This is a genomic window from Arthrobacter sp. 10N44_2, assembly GCF_056394385.1.
The window spans coordinates 325,864-341,279 of record NZ_JBFTHT010000002.1 but is presented as its reverse complement, the minus strand read 5'-3'; the positions used below and the strand labels follow the sequence as shown (position 1 = coordinate 341,279).

At 67.4% G+C, this 15,416-nt stretch carries 12 protein-coding genes; 4 read left to right on the top strand and 8 right to left on the bottom strand.

The genetic code is table 11. The annotated features are described in order from the left end of the window. Positions 1 to 256 precede the first annotated feature (256 nt). A complete protein-coding gene (locus AC1DBX_RS04585) occupies positions 257 to 1,258 on the top strand; it encodes a DNA topoisomerase IB (RefSeq protein ID WP_476859345.1) in 1,002 nt (333 codons plus the stop codon). Positions 1,259 to 1,283: 25 nt separating this feature from the next. Here AC1DBX_RS04585 and AC1DBX_RS04580 read toward each other — a convergent pair whose 3' ends face one another. Beyond that, complete coding sequence (locus AC1DBX_RS04580; protein WP_476931162.1) at positions 1,284 to 1,865, bottom strand: hypothetical protein; 582 nt, start codon at positions 1,863 to 1,865, stop codon at positions 1,284 to 1,286. A 113-nt stretch (positions 1,866 to 1,978) separates the two neighbouring features. Beyond that, positions 1,979 to 2,818, bottom strand: a complete 840-nt coding sequence (locus tag AC1DBX_RS04575) for a DUF1206 domain-containing protein (protein ID WP_476859347.1) — start codon at positions 2,816 to 2,818, stop codon at positions 1,979 to 1,981. A 231-nt stretch (positions 2,819 to 3,049) separates the two neighbouring features. On the opposite strand from AC1DBX_RS04575, the gene AC1DBX_RS04570 reads away from it, so the two are divergent. Continuing rightward, the gene (locus AC1DBX_RS04570) at positions 3,050 to 3,586 is read left to right on the top strand and encodes a hypothetical protein (protein WP_476851241.1); all 537 of its coding nucleotides are present in this window, start codon (positions 3,050 to 3,052) and stop codon (positions 3,584 to 3,586) included. 94 nt (positions 3,587 to 3,680) lie between these two features. Here AC1DBX_RS04570 and AC1DBX_RS04565 read toward each other — a convergent pair whose 3' ends face one another. The 5 genes from AC1DBX_RS04565 to AC1DBX_RS04545 all read right to left on the bottom strand — a co-directional run bounded on the left by AC1DBX_RS04565 (position 3,681) and on the right by AC1DBX_RS04545 (position 11,269). Next, the gene (locus AC1DBX_RS04565; protein WP_476931161.1) at positions 3,681 to 6,449 is read right to left on the bottom strand and encodes a cation-translocating P-type ATPase; all 2,769 of its coding nucleotides are present in this window, start codon (positions 6,447 to 6,449) and stop codon (positions 3,681 to 3,683) included. Between the two features lie 28 nt (positions 6,450 to 6,477). After that, complete coding sequence (gene ppk2, locus AC1DBX_RS04560) at positions 6,478 to 7,347, bottom strand: polyphosphate kinase 2 (RefSeq protein WP_476931160.1); 870 nt, start codon at positions 7,345 to 7,347, stop codon at positions 6,478 to 6,480. A gap of 341 nt (positions 7,348 to 7,688) precedes the next feature. Then, complete coding sequence (locus AC1DBX_RS04555; RefSeq protein WP_476931159.1) at positions 7,689 to 8,369, bottom strand: FadR/GntR family transcriptional regulator; 681 nt, start codon at positions 8,367 to 8,369, stop codon at positions 7,689 to 7,691. Continuing rightward, a complete protein-coding gene (locus AC1DBX_RS04550; protein WP_476931158.1) occupies positions 8,366 to 9,658 on the bottom strand; it encodes an MFS transporter in 1,293 nt (430 codons plus the stop codon). Before AC1DBX_RS04550 ends, AC1DBX_RS04555 begins: the two co-directional genes overlap by 4 nt. 168 nt (positions 9,659 to 9,826) lie before the next feature. Then, positions 9,827 to 11,269: a PucR family transcriptional regulator gene (locus AC1DBX_RS04545; protein WP_079550035.1), complete on the bottom strand. Its 1,443-nt coding sequence runs from the start codon at positions 11,267 to 11,269 to the stop codon at positions 9,827 to 9,829. A 146-nt stretch (positions 11,270 to 11,415) separates the two neighbouring features. Here AC1DBX_RS04545 and AC1DBX_RS04540 point away from each other — a divergent pair, with 146 nt between their 5' ends. Beyond that, positions 11,416 to 12,846 carry a gamma-aminobutyraldehyde dehydrogenase gene (locus AC1DBX_RS04540; RefSeq protein WP_476872950.1) on the top strand — a complete coding sequence of 477 codons (1,431 nt, stop codon included), beginning with the start codon at positions 11,416 to 11,418 and terminating at the stop codon, positions 12,844 to 12,846. Between the two features lie 77 nt (positions 12,847 to 12,923). Beyond that, positions 12,924 to 14,288 (top strand): 4-aminobutyrate--2-oxoglutarate transaminase, encoded by a 1,365-nt coding sequence (gabT, locus tag AC1DBX_RS04535; protein ID WP_476931157.1) that lies wholly within the window; start codon positions 12,924 to 12,926, stop codon positions 14,286 to 14,288. A 191-nt stretch (positions 14,289 to 14,479) separates the two neighbouring features. On the opposite strand, the gene AC1DBX_RS04530 is transcribed toward gabT, so the two are convergent. Next, positions 14,480 to 15,262 carry an AMIN-like domain-containing (lipo)protein gene (locus tag AC1DBX_RS04530; RefSeq protein WP_476931156.1) on the bottom strand — a complete coding sequence of 261 codons (783 nt, stop codon included), beginning with the start codon at positions 15,260 to 15,262 and terminating at the stop codon, positions 14,480 to 14,482. Positions 15,263 to 15,416: the final 154 nt, after the last annotated feature.

Genomic DNA, 15,416 nt, shown 5'->3' with positions numbered 1-15,416 from the left:
CACCCCGATCCGGGCAGAGGCTTCCTTGACCGACACCCCCTGCCGGACCAGGGAGAAAAACTCATCCTTCAGCGCATCGGGCGCCCGATAACCACTCGGCATCGCAACCTCCAAAACCAGAATGTTGCAACGACCGTATGACTTTGCGAAGGGATTTTGGGCGCTAAGTGACCCCGCGTTGTTTGATTTACGCGGAATCCCGGGCGGTAGTCAGTAGGCTTACCGTCATGGATGAACACTCGCCCGGGGCCGGCCAATGAGGCTCCGCCACAGCAACGCGTCCGGCCGAGGATACCGCAGGGTCCCCGCCGGGACCGGCTTCAGTTACAAGGACCTGGACGGCTCCACCCTGCCGCCGGGCCCCGTGCGGGAACGGCTCGAGGGCATCGGGATCCCGCCGGCCTGGACCGACGTCTGGATCGCCCCGTACGACAACGGGCACATCCAGGCCACGGGAGTGGACGCGGTGGGCCGGCGGCAGTACATCTACCATCCGAGCTGGCGGGAACGGAAGGACCGGCTGAAGTTCGACCGTTCGCTCCAGCTGGCTGAGACCCTGCCGACCGCACGCCGCCTGGTGACCATGGACCTGCGCTCCGAAGGGCTGACGCGGGAACGCGTGCTGGCGGCCGCCTTTCGGATGCTCGACAGCGGATCATTGCGCGTCGGCTCGGAGCGCTACACCAATGAAAACGGCAGCCACGGCCTCGCCACCCTGCTCTGCGCCCACGTCAAGGTGCGCAAGGACGAACTCCGGCTCAGCTTCCCGGCCAAGAGCGGCAAGACCTGGGAGTCGCGGATTGACGACGCCGACCTCGCCGCCGTCGTGCGCCAGCTCAAGCGCCGCGGCGGCAACGCCCGCCTGCTGGCCTATAAGGACGGCCGCAGCTGGCATCCGGTGTCCAGCGCGGACATCAACGAGTACGTCAAGGAGCGCACGGGGGAGGACTTCACCGCAAAGGATTTCCGCACCCTGCGGGGGACGGCGGCGGCAGCGGTCAGCCTGGCGCAGAGCGGCCCGCAGACGAAGGTCTCGGCCCGGAAGAGCGCGGTGAGCCAGGCCATGCAGGACGCGGCCGCGGTCCTGGGCAACACACCGTCGATCGCCCGGAAAAGCTACGTGGATCCCCGGCTGCTGGACCACTTCGCGGCCGGGGAAACGATCGACCCGAGGCGGCTGGATTCCGCCGAGTCCGAGATCCGCGCCCTGCTGTACCAGGAAGGCGACGTGGTGCCGCTGCGGAAGGCCGCCGGCTAGTTCCCGGGCGCGGCCCGGCGGCACCTCAGAACTCGGCGTTGATGAACCCGATGACAATCGCCGTCCACCAGCACAGCTGCGAGATCACCAGGCACAGCAGCAGATGGACCCGTTGCCCGGCGGTCAGGTCCTTGAACGAGGCATCGGGCGTCAGCCTGGCCAGCCGCCGCATGAGCGGAATGAGCATGATCCCGTTAAGGCTGAGCACAAGGACGGCGGCGAGCTTGAGGTCCGTCATCGGGTTGCTCAGGTGCGGATTCAGGAACACGCCCGTGGCCAGCATGCCGGCCAGGCCGCCCCAGATCAGCGGTGTCGCCGCGCCGTCGAGCCTGATGGTTTCGGCCAGGTCGCGTCTGCCGATCAGCCACAGGAAGCCGTGCCAGTCCACCAGGACGACGGCGCCAAAGGCCACCACCATCGACAGCACGTGCAGCACGACGGCGACATGGTGGACATAGGTGTCGACATGGACCGCGGTGGACAACGTGACCGAGAGCAGCCAGGCCGCGGCGGCCGCGGCGGACAGGGCGGCCACGAGCCGCCGCGTGGACCGCTCAGATTCACGATGCCGTCGGAGGGTGCGTCTGCTCACCGGAACGTAGCTCATGCCATGCCTCTGCGAGACCTGCCGCCGGTGGCCGTCCCAGCCCGGCCCGGGGTAGCTCCACGATAGTCCCGCGGGCAGATGCCAAACAAGAAAATCCCCACCCAGGGCGGCGGCTACATCCGGCCGAAACGCGCCCGGACCAGCGCGAACACGCCGTAGGCAATGAACCCGGCCCCGATTGCCAGGAGCAGGTACGGGCCGAAGGGGTGGTCCCGGAGCGCCTTGAGGCTGCCGTCCAGGCCGGTGGAGGAACCGGGATTGTTGGTCGCCGCGGCCACGACGAAGAGCAGCCCGGTCAGGATCAGCGCCAGCCCTTTCGAGACGTGGCCGGTGACGCCAAGCACGCTGATCAGTTTGCCGCGGCGGGTCCCTTCGAAATGCTGCAGTTCCTCCTTGAACTTCTTCCCGAAGCCCTTGACGATGAAATACACGCCGATTCCCATGATGGTGAGCCCGAGGCCGACCAGGGCCGGAACCCCCAACGGTGACTGGATCAGGGCCGTGCTGAAATCCCGGGTCGAGTCGCCCGAATCGCCGCGCTGGCCGAGCCCGAAGCCCGCGAAGCTCAGCCCGACGCTCCCGTAGGCTATGGCAAGGAAGCCGGAGGAAATGAGTTTGCCCAGCTGCTCCCGGCGCGGCAGGTGGCGGCCCCGGAGCGTCGCCTCGCTCAGCTGCCAGAGCGCGAGTCCCGCGCAGGCGATGCAGGCCGCCCACATCACCGCCGGACCCCAGGGGTTGGCAGCGAGTTGTTCGATGGCGCCGGTGGGTTCGGCCTGGCCCGGCGCGCCCAGGACCAGGGCGACGGCGATGGCCCCGATCACGATATGAAGCAGTGCCATCACCGCGAATCCGGAACGGGCGACGACGTCGAGCGCGGTGCTGTTCGACGCCGCCTCCGCGGTGTCGACGGCGTCGCCGATGGCGGCTTCGATCCCGGACTCTTCTTCTGCCATGGTGCTGCGGCTATTCCTCATCTGGTCCGGTGGAACGGTGTTGTGCCTTACGGCGGTGTGGCTATGGCGCCGATTCTACGCGGGGCGAAGTGGCAGCCGCTTGGACTACCGCGTTTTTGGTAAGTGTGCTTACCATAGCCGGGTCATGGCCCCGCTCGTGGACATGCCGCGGACCGGCAGCCTTGCTGCCCCTGCGATTCGGATTCGAAGACAGATGATAGGAAGCTCAACATGGCAGGTAATCTTGTTGCCCGATCCATTCACGACCTGACGGCAGCCGCCTGGTTCGGCGGTTCCCTGATGGGCGCCATTGGGCTCAACGGTGCCACGGCTGCTGCCAAGGACCCTGCGGAACGTACCCGCCTCTCAAGCCTGGGTTGGAAGAAGTGGGCGCCGTACCAGGCGGCGGCGTTTGGGGCGCATTTTCTTTCGGGCCTCGCCGTCATGTGGGAGAACAAGGGCCGGATGGCCAAGCAGGACGGCGTCACGCGCCTGAGCGTCTACAAGTCCGTCGTCACCCTCGCCGGTGCCGCTGTGACCCTGTACGCGGGCCTGCAGGGAGCCAAGGTGGACAAGCTGGCCGCCGAGGGCGCCAAGGGTGCCACCGAGCCGAAGCCGGGTGCCTCCGAGGAACTCCGTTCCGCGCAGCAGCAGCTGAAGATCCTGCAGTGGACCATCCCCGTGTTCGCCGGCTGGGTGATCGTGCTCGGCGCCAAGCACGGCGAGATGCAGCGGCCTAAGAACGTACTGAAGGGCCTCGTCCGCTAGCCCCGGCACAGCCGGTATGCGCCACTGTTGAGGGCCGGAACATCGCGTTCCGGCCCTCAACATTGGCAGTCGCACTCTCGCCGGAACAGCACTCTCACGCCGGAACGGGGGGAGCCGGGACTGCGGCCCGGCCCTTCGATTGCCGGGCCCGCAGGATGATCTTGAAGATTTCACCGAGGAAGAGCAACACCACGCCCGGCACCAGGCAGAGCAGCCACTGCTGGCCGGAAAGCGGCAGCGTGCCGAACAGGTCCTGCATCACCTTCATCTGGGTGATCAGCATCGAGCCGAGGACGGCCCACGCGAACGCCCAGAGCAGCTTCGGGTTGGACACCGTGGCGGGCCCGAAGGCGCTCTCGGTCGGGTAACGCAGATTGAGCGCCACGAAGATGTTCATCAGCCCCAGCCCCACCACAGCCATGGTCTGGCCGACCTCCAGTGAACCGTAAGTGGTTTTGCCGATCTGCACGAGGATCAGCGTCGCGGCCGCCATGAAAAGCCCGACGACGAACAGGCGCACCATCATCGACCGGACGAGGATCGGCTGGTTGAAGGGCCGTGGTTTGCGGTCCATGATGCCCGGCGTCGCGAGATCCAGGCCCATCACTGCCCCAATCGGGGCGACGATCGCCATGTGGATCCACAGCACCTGGGCCGGGCTGAGCAGGGCCGTGCCTGCTATGGCGAAGGCCGAGGATCCGATGAACGCCAGAATGAACATGAAGAGGTTGGCGACCTGGATCCGGATGAACTTCTGCAGGTTGTCGTACACGAGCCGGCCCTCTTCGACCGCCGCCACGATGGTGGCAAAGTTGTCGTCGGCCAGGATCATCTTGGCCGCACCCTTGGCGACGTCGGTGCCGGTGATGCCCATCGCGATCCCGATGTCGGCGGCCGCGATGGCCGGCGCGTCGTTCACGCCGTCGCCGGTCATGGCCACGATGTTGCCCTTGCGCTTGAGCACCTCGACCAGCCTGACCTTGTGTTCGGGGGCGACACGGGCGATCACGCCGATCCCGTCCACCTGGCTGTCAGCCTCCGCGTCGCTCATCGCCGCGAACTCGGCCCCGGTCACCGCGCGGCCCCTGATGCCCAGTTCGTCGGCGATCGCCGCAGCGGTGACGGCGTGGTCGCCGGTGATCATCCGGACCCGGATGCCGGCGTGCTTTGCTTTGGCGATGGCGGCCACCGCCTCGGCGCGCGGCGGGTCAACCTCGCCGATCAGCGCCGAAATCTCCAGATCCTGCATCAGCGCCATCAGGTCGCCCGAAGGCTGGAACGTCGCCGGGTCGAACTCGCGCTGCGCCAGGGCGAGCACCCGCCTGCCCTGGCTGGCGATGCGTTCGTTCTCGGCAAGCACCTTGCCCCGCATTTCGTCAGTGAGGCGCTCGGCGTGGCCGCCCGGCATCCGGCCGAACGAGGACCTGCTCAGGAGGACGTCGGGTGCCCCCTTCACGTAGGCCCGGATCACGGGCCTGCCATCGGCCCCCGGCATCCGGTGGAACGTGGCCATGAACTTGTAGTCGGAATCGAACGGTACCGACGCCACGCGCGGGTTGTTCCGGCGGAATTCCCTGACGTCCACGCCGCCTTTCTGCGCGAGCACGTAGAGCGCCGCCTCGGTGGGGTCCCCGACCACCTCGCCGTCGTTGATATCGGAGTCGTTGCACAGGGCGCAGGAGAACATCACGTAGTCCAGGTCCCGTTCGGCGTCCCCCGTGGTCCGTTGGATCTGGCCGTCGAAACTGTAGCCCTCACCGCTGACGGTGTAGTGGTGCTGCACTGTGGTGATCTCGCGGACCGTCATCTGGTTCAGGGTCAGGGTGCCGGTCTTGTCCGAGTTGATGGCCGAGGTGGAGCCCAGGGTCTCGACCGCAGGGAGGACCTTCATGATGGCGTTCTTCTTGGCCATATTGACCGACCCGACGGACAGGATGGTGGTGACGACGGCGGGCAGCGCGTCCGGGATGGAGCCGACTGCCAGCGCCACACCGATTCCGAAGAGCACCGCGAAGGACTCGCCGGAGGCCAGGCCCATCACGACGATGGCGATAAACGCGAAGAGGGCCGCGATAATGATGAAGATGGTGAGCCGGTCCACCTGCTTGGTGAGCGGGGTCTTCTCCACTTTCTGCCCGGACAGCATGTGGGCGATGTGGCCGACCTCCGAGCCCATGCCGGTGGTGGTGACGAGGATTTCGCCGTGGCCCCGCGTCACGTTCGTGTTCATGAACGCCATGTTCAGGCGGTCGCCGATGCCGACGTCGTGCCGGCCGATGGTCTCGGTGTCCTTCTCGACGGCGACGCTCTCCCCGGTCAGGGCGCCCTCCTCGATCTGGAGGGTTGCCGCCAGGATGATCCGGCCGTCGGCGGGGACGCGGTCACCGGCATCGACCACCACGATGTCGCCGGGGACGATCTGTTCGGCGGGGAGCTCCACAACGTCACCGTCGCGGCGCACCTTGGCCATAGCCTTCATCATCTGCCCCAGGGAGGCGGCGGCTTCTTCGGCCTTGCCCTCCTGGTGGTACCCCAGCCACGCGTTGAACAGCGTCAGCAGGGCAAGCCCAATGGCGGTTCCGTATTCCGCAATCAGCAAGCTGACCAGGGCGGCGACCACAAGGACGATCTGCATGTAGTCCTGATAGTGCTTGAAGAACCGCTTCCACACCGGCTCCTGCTTAGCGGCGGCCAGGGCGTTCGGGCCGTACTCCTGCAGCCGCTGCTGCGCCTCTCCCGTGCTCAACCCGCCAGCCGGATCCACCTTCAGCTCGGCCGCCACTTCAGCGGGTGCCAGCGCGTACCAGCTCGCGTCAGCCTCCGCCGGGGCCACCCCAGCTACTGCTCCGGGATCGTCGCTCATGACTTCCTCCTCATCGCCGGGGCGCTGCTTAGAACGGGGTGGGGATGTGCCGCACGGACAGTGCCGGTTCGGTGTAATCGCCGGCCTTCTGGCGCTTGGGGAGCTCGACGTCGAGCCCCGGGTACGGCTCGTAGGGCACCTGGCTGAGAATATGGCTGATGACGTTGAGCCGGCCGCGCTTCTTGATGTCATTGTGCGCGATGTACCACGGCGCCCAGGCGGTGTCGGTCGCCTCGAACATGGAGTCCCGGGCCCGGGAATAGTCGTACCATCGTTTGTAGGACTTCAGGTCCATCGGAGAGAGTTTCCAGGTCTTGCGGGGGTCGTCCATGCGGCTCTCGAGCCGCCTGGTCTGCTCGTCCGCACTGACCTCGAGCCAGTACTTGAGCAGGATGATCCCGGAGTCGACCATCGCCTTCTCCACCATCGGGGTCATGTCGAGGAACCTCTGGGTCTGTTCCGGGGTGCAGAAACCCATCACCCGTTCGACGCCCGCACGGTTGTACCAGCTGCGATCGAAGATGACCACCTCGCCCGCCGCCGGGAAGTGCGACATGTAGCGCTGGAGGTACATCTGCGACTTCTCCCGCTCGGTCGGTGTGGGGAGCGCGACCACGCGGAACACCCGGGGGCTCACCCGCTCGACAATGCGCTTGATCGTGCCGCCCTTGCCGGCCGTGTCGCGGCCTTCGAAGACGATGCAGATTTTGGCTCCGGTGGACTTCACCCACTCCTGCATGGCGACCAGTTCACCCTGCAGGACCTCCATCTCCGCTTCGTACTTCTTGCGCGGCATCTTCTTCCCGGCGCGCTCGTCCTCTGCGTCGGAGCCCTTGGACTTTTTCTTCTTCTTGCCCACCATCGACCTCCTCGCGACGTACTTGCTGAGGTAAACCACAACACTGCGACACCGGCGAGACTGTCATCCAACGAGACCGGCACCCCGGCCCGGGACTGGGGCGCGGCTGCACTTGTCGCGGGCACCCTCGTGCGGCGTCCTGCCATTCTTAGTGTTGACCGCGGCTCGGGTCCGGTCTACGGCACTAAGACCCTAATGGGCGGCGGCGGAACCGGGTGTCTCGGCCGAGCCAGCCCCTGCTGCTGGGCGCAGGGGCCGGCCGTCCGGGCTCGGCGCTGACGCCGATGATGACGGAAACCCGCCTGGCCGCGAGGCCGGTGCGCGGGTGGCGGCCGCCACTGAGACAGAGCATCTTCCGCGCACCTTGGGAAAGCCTTGGGTTAATCCTGGAGCCATTCCGCGCAGGAATTCAGGTTCCGGGTGACGCTTTCGACGGCGGCCGCCTCGTCGCGGGCGGCAATTGCGGCCACGAGTTCGTCGTGGCCCTCGTGCGGCAGGCCGTTGAAGCCTCCCCGACGCTGCTGGCGGAGCAGGTCGTTGTGGAATACGCTGCCGAAACTGACATACAGCTCATGCAGCAGCGGGTTGGCGGACGCCTCCGCCACGCGCGCATGGAAGTCCCAGTCTGCCCGGGCCCACGCGGCGTAGTCCTCGGCGAGCCAGGCGGCACGGCGGGCGGTGAGCAAACCGCGCAGGGCGGTGAGGTCGTCGGCTGTCGCGTGGCGTGCAGCGAGCCTGGCCGCCTGGGTGTCCAGCCCGACCCGGACCTCGAGGATGTGCTCCTGGGAGTGGTCCTCATACATCCGCTGCGTGGCGCCTGCGATCTCGCTCGTGGCGCGGACATACGTGCCGTCCCCGCGGCGGACCTCGAGCATTCCGCTGTGGGCCAGCGCTTTGATGGCCTCACGCAGGGTGCCACGGGAGACCCCAAAGGCGGCCATCAGCTCAGGTTCGGCCGGAATGCGCTGCTGCAGCGGCCACTCGCCCGAGTGGATCAGGGCCCGCAGCTTGGCAGTGACTTCCTCCGCCAGCGGTGGCCGGTGCGAAGCTGTGAGTGTCATCGCCGGGTTCCTTCCGGGGCGTGCGGGGCGGTGGCCCGCAGCTTTTTGGCTGCCAGTTCCTTGGCCCGCAGCTCCTTCGGTCCGGCCGAGAGCAGGTGGCCCACCGCGATCTGGCCGAGGGCCACGGCCAGCAGCAGGGCCAACGGCAACGTCCAGGAATTGGTGGCGCTGTGCAGCAGGCCCATGCCGAACGGGCCGAGCGTCGCCAGCAGATACCCGGCGGACTGGGCCACGGTGGACAGCGCGGTGGTCTCGGACGTGCTGCGGCCGCTGCGGCTGATCATCACCATGACCAGCGGGAAAATGCCGAGTCCGAATCCCAGCAGCACCGCGGTCAAAGGAGCCCAGTCCGTCGGCACGACCTGCATCGAGAGGACGCCGAGGGCCATGGTCACGGTGGCCAGATAGAACGCGGTCCGAAGCATCCGGGGGCGTGATCCGATGGCCACCAGCACCATGCCGGCGGGGACGGAGACGAGCTGCATGAGCCCGAACATCAGCCCGCTGTCGGACGCGGAGAGCCCCGTCGTGGCCAGCATGTAGGGGAACCAGCTGAGGACGGCGTAGGCCAGGAGCGCCTGCACTGTGAAGCCCAGCGTGATCATCGCGCCGGTGCGGGTCCGCAGCAGGGGCCACGGGGAAACCCGGGCGGCCTTGCCGGGGGATGCGTTGCGGTGAGCGTGCACCGCGATCGGGAGGAAGCCGAGGCACGCCCCCAGGGCCAGGAATCCGATCGCGCCGACGCCCGCCGACGGCGAGCCCAGGGCCTGGGCCACCGGAACGATCAGCACGGCGGTGGCAGTGGCGCCTGTGGTCATGGTCAGCGTGTAGACGGCGGTCATGAGGGACGTGCGGTCCGCGAAGTGCACGCGGATGAAAGAGGGCATGGCCACGTTGCAGATGGCCAGCCCGGACATCCCCGCCACGGTGCCGGCCAACAGCATCCCGGTGGACGGGACGCCGCGGAGCAGCAGCCCGGCCGCCAGCATCACGAGGGAGAGCAGGATGGCTTTTTCCAGCCCCAGCTGCCGGGTGAGCCAGGACGTGGCAGCGCCGGCCACCGCGAAGCACAGCGTGGGGATCGAGGGGAGCAGCGCTGCGATCAGCGGGCCGTAGCCGAGGACAGCCTGCAGGTCGTGGAAAAGCGCGGCGGCGCCGGTGATGCCGGCACGCAGGTTGAGCCCAATGAGCACGAGCGCCACGACGCCGGCCACGATCACGCCCCGCGGGCGGACCGCGCCGGGTGGAGCTGTCTGGGAAAGTGCGGAAACCGCCGTGCTGCTAGTCATAGCTAAAGGTTAGACGTTTGATGTTTGAGACTCAGCCTTTAGTGGCGAATATCTCTGCAAGTGACAGAAAGCAACGCGGGGTCACTTAGCGCCCATCCCGGGCCGCTCAATGGGCGCTAAGTGACCCCGCGTTGCCTGCGGGCCGGACTGGAAGCGCGGTCAGCGCGGTCAGCGCGGGTGCCGGGCGCTGAGCCGCTGCACCGCGAGCGCGAGCCAGAGCTGCACCCGGTCCGCTGTCTGTGCGGGGTCGTATCCGGTGAGTTCGGTGATCTGCGCCAGCCGGTAGCGGACCGTATTGCGGTGCAGCGTCAGTTCCTCGGCGACGGCCGCCACCGAGCCGTTGTTGCCGAGGTAGCTTTCCAGAGTGGCCATGAGTTCGGCGCCGTGCGCCGCGTCGAAGGCCCGCAGCGGGTTCAGTGATTCGTTGGCCATGTCCGCCAGCGGAACGTCCTCGCTCGCGAGCAGCAGCGAGGTCAGACTCAGCCGCTCGGGCTCGTTGACCGGCAGCCCGTGGCTGGCCGCGTCGCGGGCCTCGAAATAGCTCCAGCGCAGGCCGTTGGGCTTGGTGTACGCCCCGCCTATGCCGATCGTGGCATGGATCCCGGCCTCGGCGAGGTGGTCGCTGAGGCTGCGGGCCAGGGCGCTCGCACCGCTGCCGTCGTCGGCCACCACCACCACGAGGTCCTTCCCGACGACGGAGCCGACCGCCGCGGCCAGCGGCTGGGGCAGCGAAGAGCTGCCCAGCTGCTTCTGGTGGGCAGCCGATTCGGCGAGCAGGACCACGTTCTTGCGGGTGCTGTTGATGCCGACGCCGGCCAGGCGCCGGGTGGCTTCGGACGCCTCCAGCGTCCCGTGGATAACGTCGTCGAGGACCTGGCCCGCCAGCGCCCGCTGCGCCTGCCGTTGCTTGACCATGTTGTTGAGCTCAACGCTGATCAGGTTTTGGGCGTAGCCCACGATGCCCGTGTCCTCGAACGGCTGCTTCACCCACAGGGTGCAGGCGTCGCGGCGTCCCGTGGGGATGGGATAGGACGCCCAGCCCTCGGCCTTGGGCGCCGGGTGGCCCGCAACGCTGTTGTACAGCTGGGCGGTGAACTGGGTCAGGACGATCTCGGTGCGCAGCATCGACCCCAGGTGTTTCAGGAGCTCGGCCAGGCCGCCGCCCGTCAGCAGGGCGCGGGCCAGGATCTGGTGCCCGGCGATGAGCCGCTCAAGCTTGACCAGGTGGTCCGCGGACTGGGCGTCGGCCACGAGCTTTCCGATCGCGATGAACGGTGTCTCGTAGGGCACTTCCACCACCGGCAGCCCCCACCGATTGGCTTCGGCGATCAGGGCCGGCGGAACGGCGTCGTGCGTCAGGCCGACCCCGAACCCGATGCCCACCGCGCCTGCCCGCTGGACCTGACGCACGAACCGGCGCTGCTCCGCGGCACTTTTGAGCCGCATACCGGTCGTCAGGATGAGTTCGCCGCCATTGAGGAACCGCTGCGGATCCTCCTGTTCGGTGACGGCCACCCAAAGAATGTCCTGGTGCCAGGTGGTTTCGGCGAGTCCGGCCTTGGTGAGATTCAGGGACGGAACTCCCAGTAGGGCTGCGAGTGAAATGGCCATGGATTCAGGATAGCCGGGTGCTGGTCAAGCGCACTAAAGTTCTGCGGGGATGGTGTGCAGGTGCCTATTCCCTGCCTTGACCTGCTGGCATAGGCTCGTGACCAGTCACACATCCGTCATTGGCAGTAAGAAAGAGGTTGTACACCGTGGTTCAAACCTTGCAGAACTTCATCAACGGCGAGTTTGTCACCCCCGCCGGCACAGGATTGCTGCCCATCGTGAACCCCACCAACGGTGACGTGGTGGCGCAGGCGCCGATCTCGGTGCAGGCCGACGTCGACGCCGCCATGACGGCAGCCAAGAACGCGTTCAAGACCTGGAAGCACACCACGCCCGGGCAGCGGCAGCTCATGCTGCTCAAGCTGGCGGATGCCGTCGAGGCCAACAGCGACGAGCTCGTGGAGGCCCAGCACCGCAACACCGGCCAGGTCCGCTCCCTGATCGCCTCCGAGGAAGTGGCCGCGGGCGCCGACCAGCTGCGCTTCTTCGCAGGCGCCGCCCGCATCATGGAAGGCAAGTCCGCCGGCGAGTACTTCGAAGGCCACACCTCCTACGTGCGGCGCGAGCCGATCGGCGTCGTTGCGCAGGTGGCCCCCTGGAACTACCCGTTCCTCATGGCCATCTGGAAGATCGGGCCTGCCCTGGCCGCCGGCAACACCGTGGTCCTCAAGCCCTCGGACACCACCCCCGAATCCACCCTGGTGCTGGCCCGGCTCGCTGGTGAGATCTTCCCGGCCGGCGTCCTGAACGTTGTCCTGGGCACCGGCGAAACCGGCGCCATGATGGTCGAGCACAAGGTCCCCGGCCTGGTCTCCATCACCGGTTCCGTCCGCGCCGGCATCGCTGTCGCCTCGGGTGCCGCCAAGGGACTCAAGCGCGCCCACCTGGAACTCGGCGGCAAGGCCCCGGCCATTGTGTTCGCCGACGCCGACATCAAGAAGAGCGCCGCGGCGATCGCCGAGTTCGCCTTCTTCAACGCCGGCCAGGACTGCACGGCCATTACGCGCGTCCTGGTCCAGGATTCGGTGCACGACGACGTCGTCGCCGCCATGGTGGAGCACACCAAGACCCTGCACACCGGCTCGCAGAACGACGAAGACAACTACTTCGGCCCGCTGAACAACGTCAACCACTTCAACGCGGTCACCTCCGTCGTCGAGCACCTGCCGGCGAACTGCAAGATCGAGACCGGCGGCCACCGCGCGGGCGAGAAGGGCTTCTTCTTCGAGCCCACCATCGTCACCGGCGCCAAGCAGAGCGATGACATCGTCCAGAAGGAAACGTTCGGCCCGGTCATCACGGTGCAGAAGTTCAGCACCGAGGACGAGGCCGTGGAACTGGCCAACGACGTCGACTACGCCCTGGCCTCGAGCGTCTGGACGACGAACCACGGAACCGCCATGCGCCTGAGCCGCGACCTCGACTTCGGCGCAGTCTGGATCAACACCCACATTCTCCTCACCGCCGAAATGCCGCACGGTGGCTTCAAGCAGTCCGGCTACGGCAAGGACCTGTCCATGTACGGCGTGGAGGACTACACCCGCATCAAGCACGTCATGTCTGCATTAGATGCATAACGCCGTCGCATAACGCTGCTAACTCAACCTGACGCATAACTCGCGCGCCTCAACCGCACGCCTAGGAAGGCCTTCCCATGACCACCACCGCACATGACATCACCTACCGGCTCGAGCAGAAGCGCCGCGTCCAGGCCGACTTCCCGGGCCCCAAGTCCGTCGCCCTGACCGAACGCCGCAAGGCGGTCGTCGCCGCTGGCGTCGCCTCCAGCGTCCCGGTCTTCGTGGCCGACGCCGACGGCGGCATCATCCACGACGTCGACGGCAACTCCTTCATTGACCTCGGCTCCGGCATCGCGGTGACGAGCGTCGGCGCCTCGGACCCCGCCGTCGTCGGCGCCGTGAAGGAAGCCGTGGAGCACTTCACCCACACCTGCTTCATGGTCACGCCGTACGAGGGCTATGTCGCCGTTGCCGAGCAGCTGGACCGCCTCACCCCGGGCGACCACGAAAAGCGCACGGTGCTGTTCAATTCCGGCGCCGAGGCGGTCGAAAACGCCGTCAAGGTGGCCCGCCTGGCCACCGGCCGGGACGCCGTCGTCGCGTTCGACCACGCCTACCACGGCCGCACCAACCTGACCATGGCGCTGACCGCCAAGGCCATGCCGTACAAGACCAACTTCGGCCCGTTCGCGCCCGAGGTCTACCGCATGCCGATGAGCTACCCGTTCCGCGAGGAAAACCCGGAGATCACCGGTGCCGAGGCTGCCAAGCGCGCCATCACCATGATCGAGAAGCAGATTGGCGGCGAGCAGGTTGCCGCGATCATCATCGAACCGATCCAGGGCGAGGGCGGCTTCATTGTCCCCGCCGACGGGTTCCTGCCCGCGCTGGCGGACTGGGCCAAGGACAAGGGCATCGTGTTCATCGCCGATGAGGTCCAGTCCGGCTTCTGCCGCACCGGTGAATGGTTCGCCGTGAACCACGAAGGTGTTGTCCCGGACATCATCACCATGGCCAAGGGCATCGCCGGCGGCATGCCGCTCTCCGCCATCACCGGCCGCGCCGATCTCCTCGACGCCGTCCACCCGGGCGGCCTCGGCGGCACCTACGGCGGCAACCCGGTGGCGTGCGCAGCAGCGCTGGCGGCGATCGGCTCGATGGAGCAGTACGACCTCAACGGCCGCGCCAAGCACATTGAAGAGATCGCCCTCGGCAAGCTGCGCGAACTCGCCGCTGAGCTTGCTGACGGTTCGGTGATCGGTGACGTCCGCGGCCGCGGCGCCATGCTGGCCATTGAACTCGTCCAGGCCGGTTCCAAGGAGCCGAACCCGGAGCTGACCAAGGCCGTCGCCGCAGCCTGCCTCAAGGAGGGTGTCATCATCCTCACCTGCGGCACCTACGGCAACGTCATCCGGCTGCTGCCGCCGCTGGTCATCAGCGACGAGCTGCTGCTGGACGGCCTCGGGGTCCTGGCCGCGGCCATTAAGGCCAACGCCTAGCCCAAGGCCCAATGAGCTGCCGGGAAGGCGATCCTTTCCCGGCGAGCCGGCGCTACCCGAAAACGGGCGACACAGCGGAGGAGCCGCGGACACCATGTCCGTGGCTCCTCCGCTGTTTCCGGCCTGGCTTTTTTCGGCCCTGCATCCGGTCCTTGGTTCTCCGGCCCTACATCCGGGCCCTGCATCCGGTCCTACTTCCAGGCGGTCGCGTCCAGCTGGATCGCCACCACGTACAGGTGCTGGCCCTGCTCGATCTTCTCCACCTCAGTGACCCGCACCTTCGTTTCCGGAATCGTGCCCATCGGACGGCCGACGCCGATCCCGTAGCTCAGCACGCCCTCGAAGTCCCCGGCCGGCGCGTAGCTGGTGAGCGCCTGGTATCCGATTGCCGGCGGCGGCGCACTGGTCACGGTGCTGGCCGTGCCGTCCGCGGTGTGTGACTGGGCCCCGCGGAAGGTCACCTCGAGGAGGGTTCCCGTGCCCGGCATCGGGATGGGCAGGCCGCTGCCGTCGTCGACGAGTTCGGGGACCATTTCGACGTCGTAGCTGGGGAAGCCACCGGTGAACCGGAAGCTCAACTGGTCGTACGGCGGCGCGTCGGAGGGGTGCTGGCCCGCGCCGATGGCGGCCAGCGTCGGCAGCGGTGCCGCCGGCGGGGGCGCGATCGGCACAGGGTTCTTGTGGTCCGTATGGAACGGGGTGGTTGGCCCCGGCACGGACCAGTCGTGGGTGACCGTGGAGGAGATCACCTTGTCGCCTGGTTGCGGCGGTGCCGTTTCGTCGGCATCCCCGGTTGCCGACGGCGACGGGCTGGCGGTCGGGCCGGCGGAGGCGGTCGGGGACTGCGACGGCGGCTGGCTGCCGGCGGAGGGCTGCGGGGCCGGCGGCGTGCAGGCAGTCAGGACCAGCAGGAGCGTCAGGGTTCCCAGTCCCGCGGCCCGCGTCCGGGTCCGTCCGTTGCGAATGGCGTCCATGGTGCGCTCCCCTCGACCATTCCAGCGTAGGTCCGGAAGATTGTGCTGGTCAGGGTAATAAGTCACCACCTTTTTGAGGTTCCGCTGGACTAGAGTCGTTCCTATCCACTGCAGGAACGCAGACCGGCCGACGTCGCCCGGAACCCCCGGGGCG

Bases quoted from the DNA above. Each gene is read 5' to 3' on its own strand.
- AC1DBX_RS04580 (WP_476931162.1), bottom strand. From the start codon at position 1,865: ATGAGCTACGTTCCGGTGAGCAGACGCACCCTCCGACGGCATCGTGAA.
- AC1DBX_RS04550 (WP_476931158.1), bottom strand. From the start codon at position 9,658: ATGACTAGCAGCACGGCGGTTTCCGCACTTTCCCAGACAGCTCCACCC.
- AC1DBX_RS04530 (WP_476931156.1), bottom strand. From the start codon at position 15,262: ATGGACGCCATTCGCAACGGACGGACCCGGACGCGGGCCGCGGGACTG.
- AC1DBX_RS04575 (WP_476859347.1), bottom strand. From the start codon at position 2,818: ATGGCAGAAGAAGAGTCCGGGATCGAAGCCGCCATCGGCGACGCCGTC.
- AC1DBX_RS04565 (WP_476931161.1), bottom strand. From the start codon at position 6,449: ATGAGCGACGATCCCGGAGCAGTAGCTGGGGTGGCCCCGGCGGAGGCT.
- AC1DBX_RS04545 (WP_079550035.1), bottom strand. From the start codon at position 11,269: ATGGCCATTTCACTCGCAGCCCTACTGGGAGTTCCGTCCCTGAATCTC.
- gabT (WP_476931157.1), top strand. From the start codon at position 12,924: ATGACCACCACCGCACATGACATCACCTACCGGCTCGAGCAGAAGCGC.
- AC1DBX_RS04555 (WP_476931159.1), bottom strand. From the start codon at position 8,369: ATGACACTCACAGCTTCGCACCGGCCACCGCTGGCGGAGGAAGTCACT.
- AC1DBX_RS04585 (WP_476859345.1), top strand. From the start codon at position 257: ATGAGGCTCCGCCACAGCAACGCGTCCGGCCGAGGATACCGCAGGGTC.
- AC1DBX_RS04570 (WP_476851241.1), top strand. From the start codon at position 3,050: ATGGCAGGTAATCTTGTTGCCCGATCCATTCACGACCTGACGGCAGCC.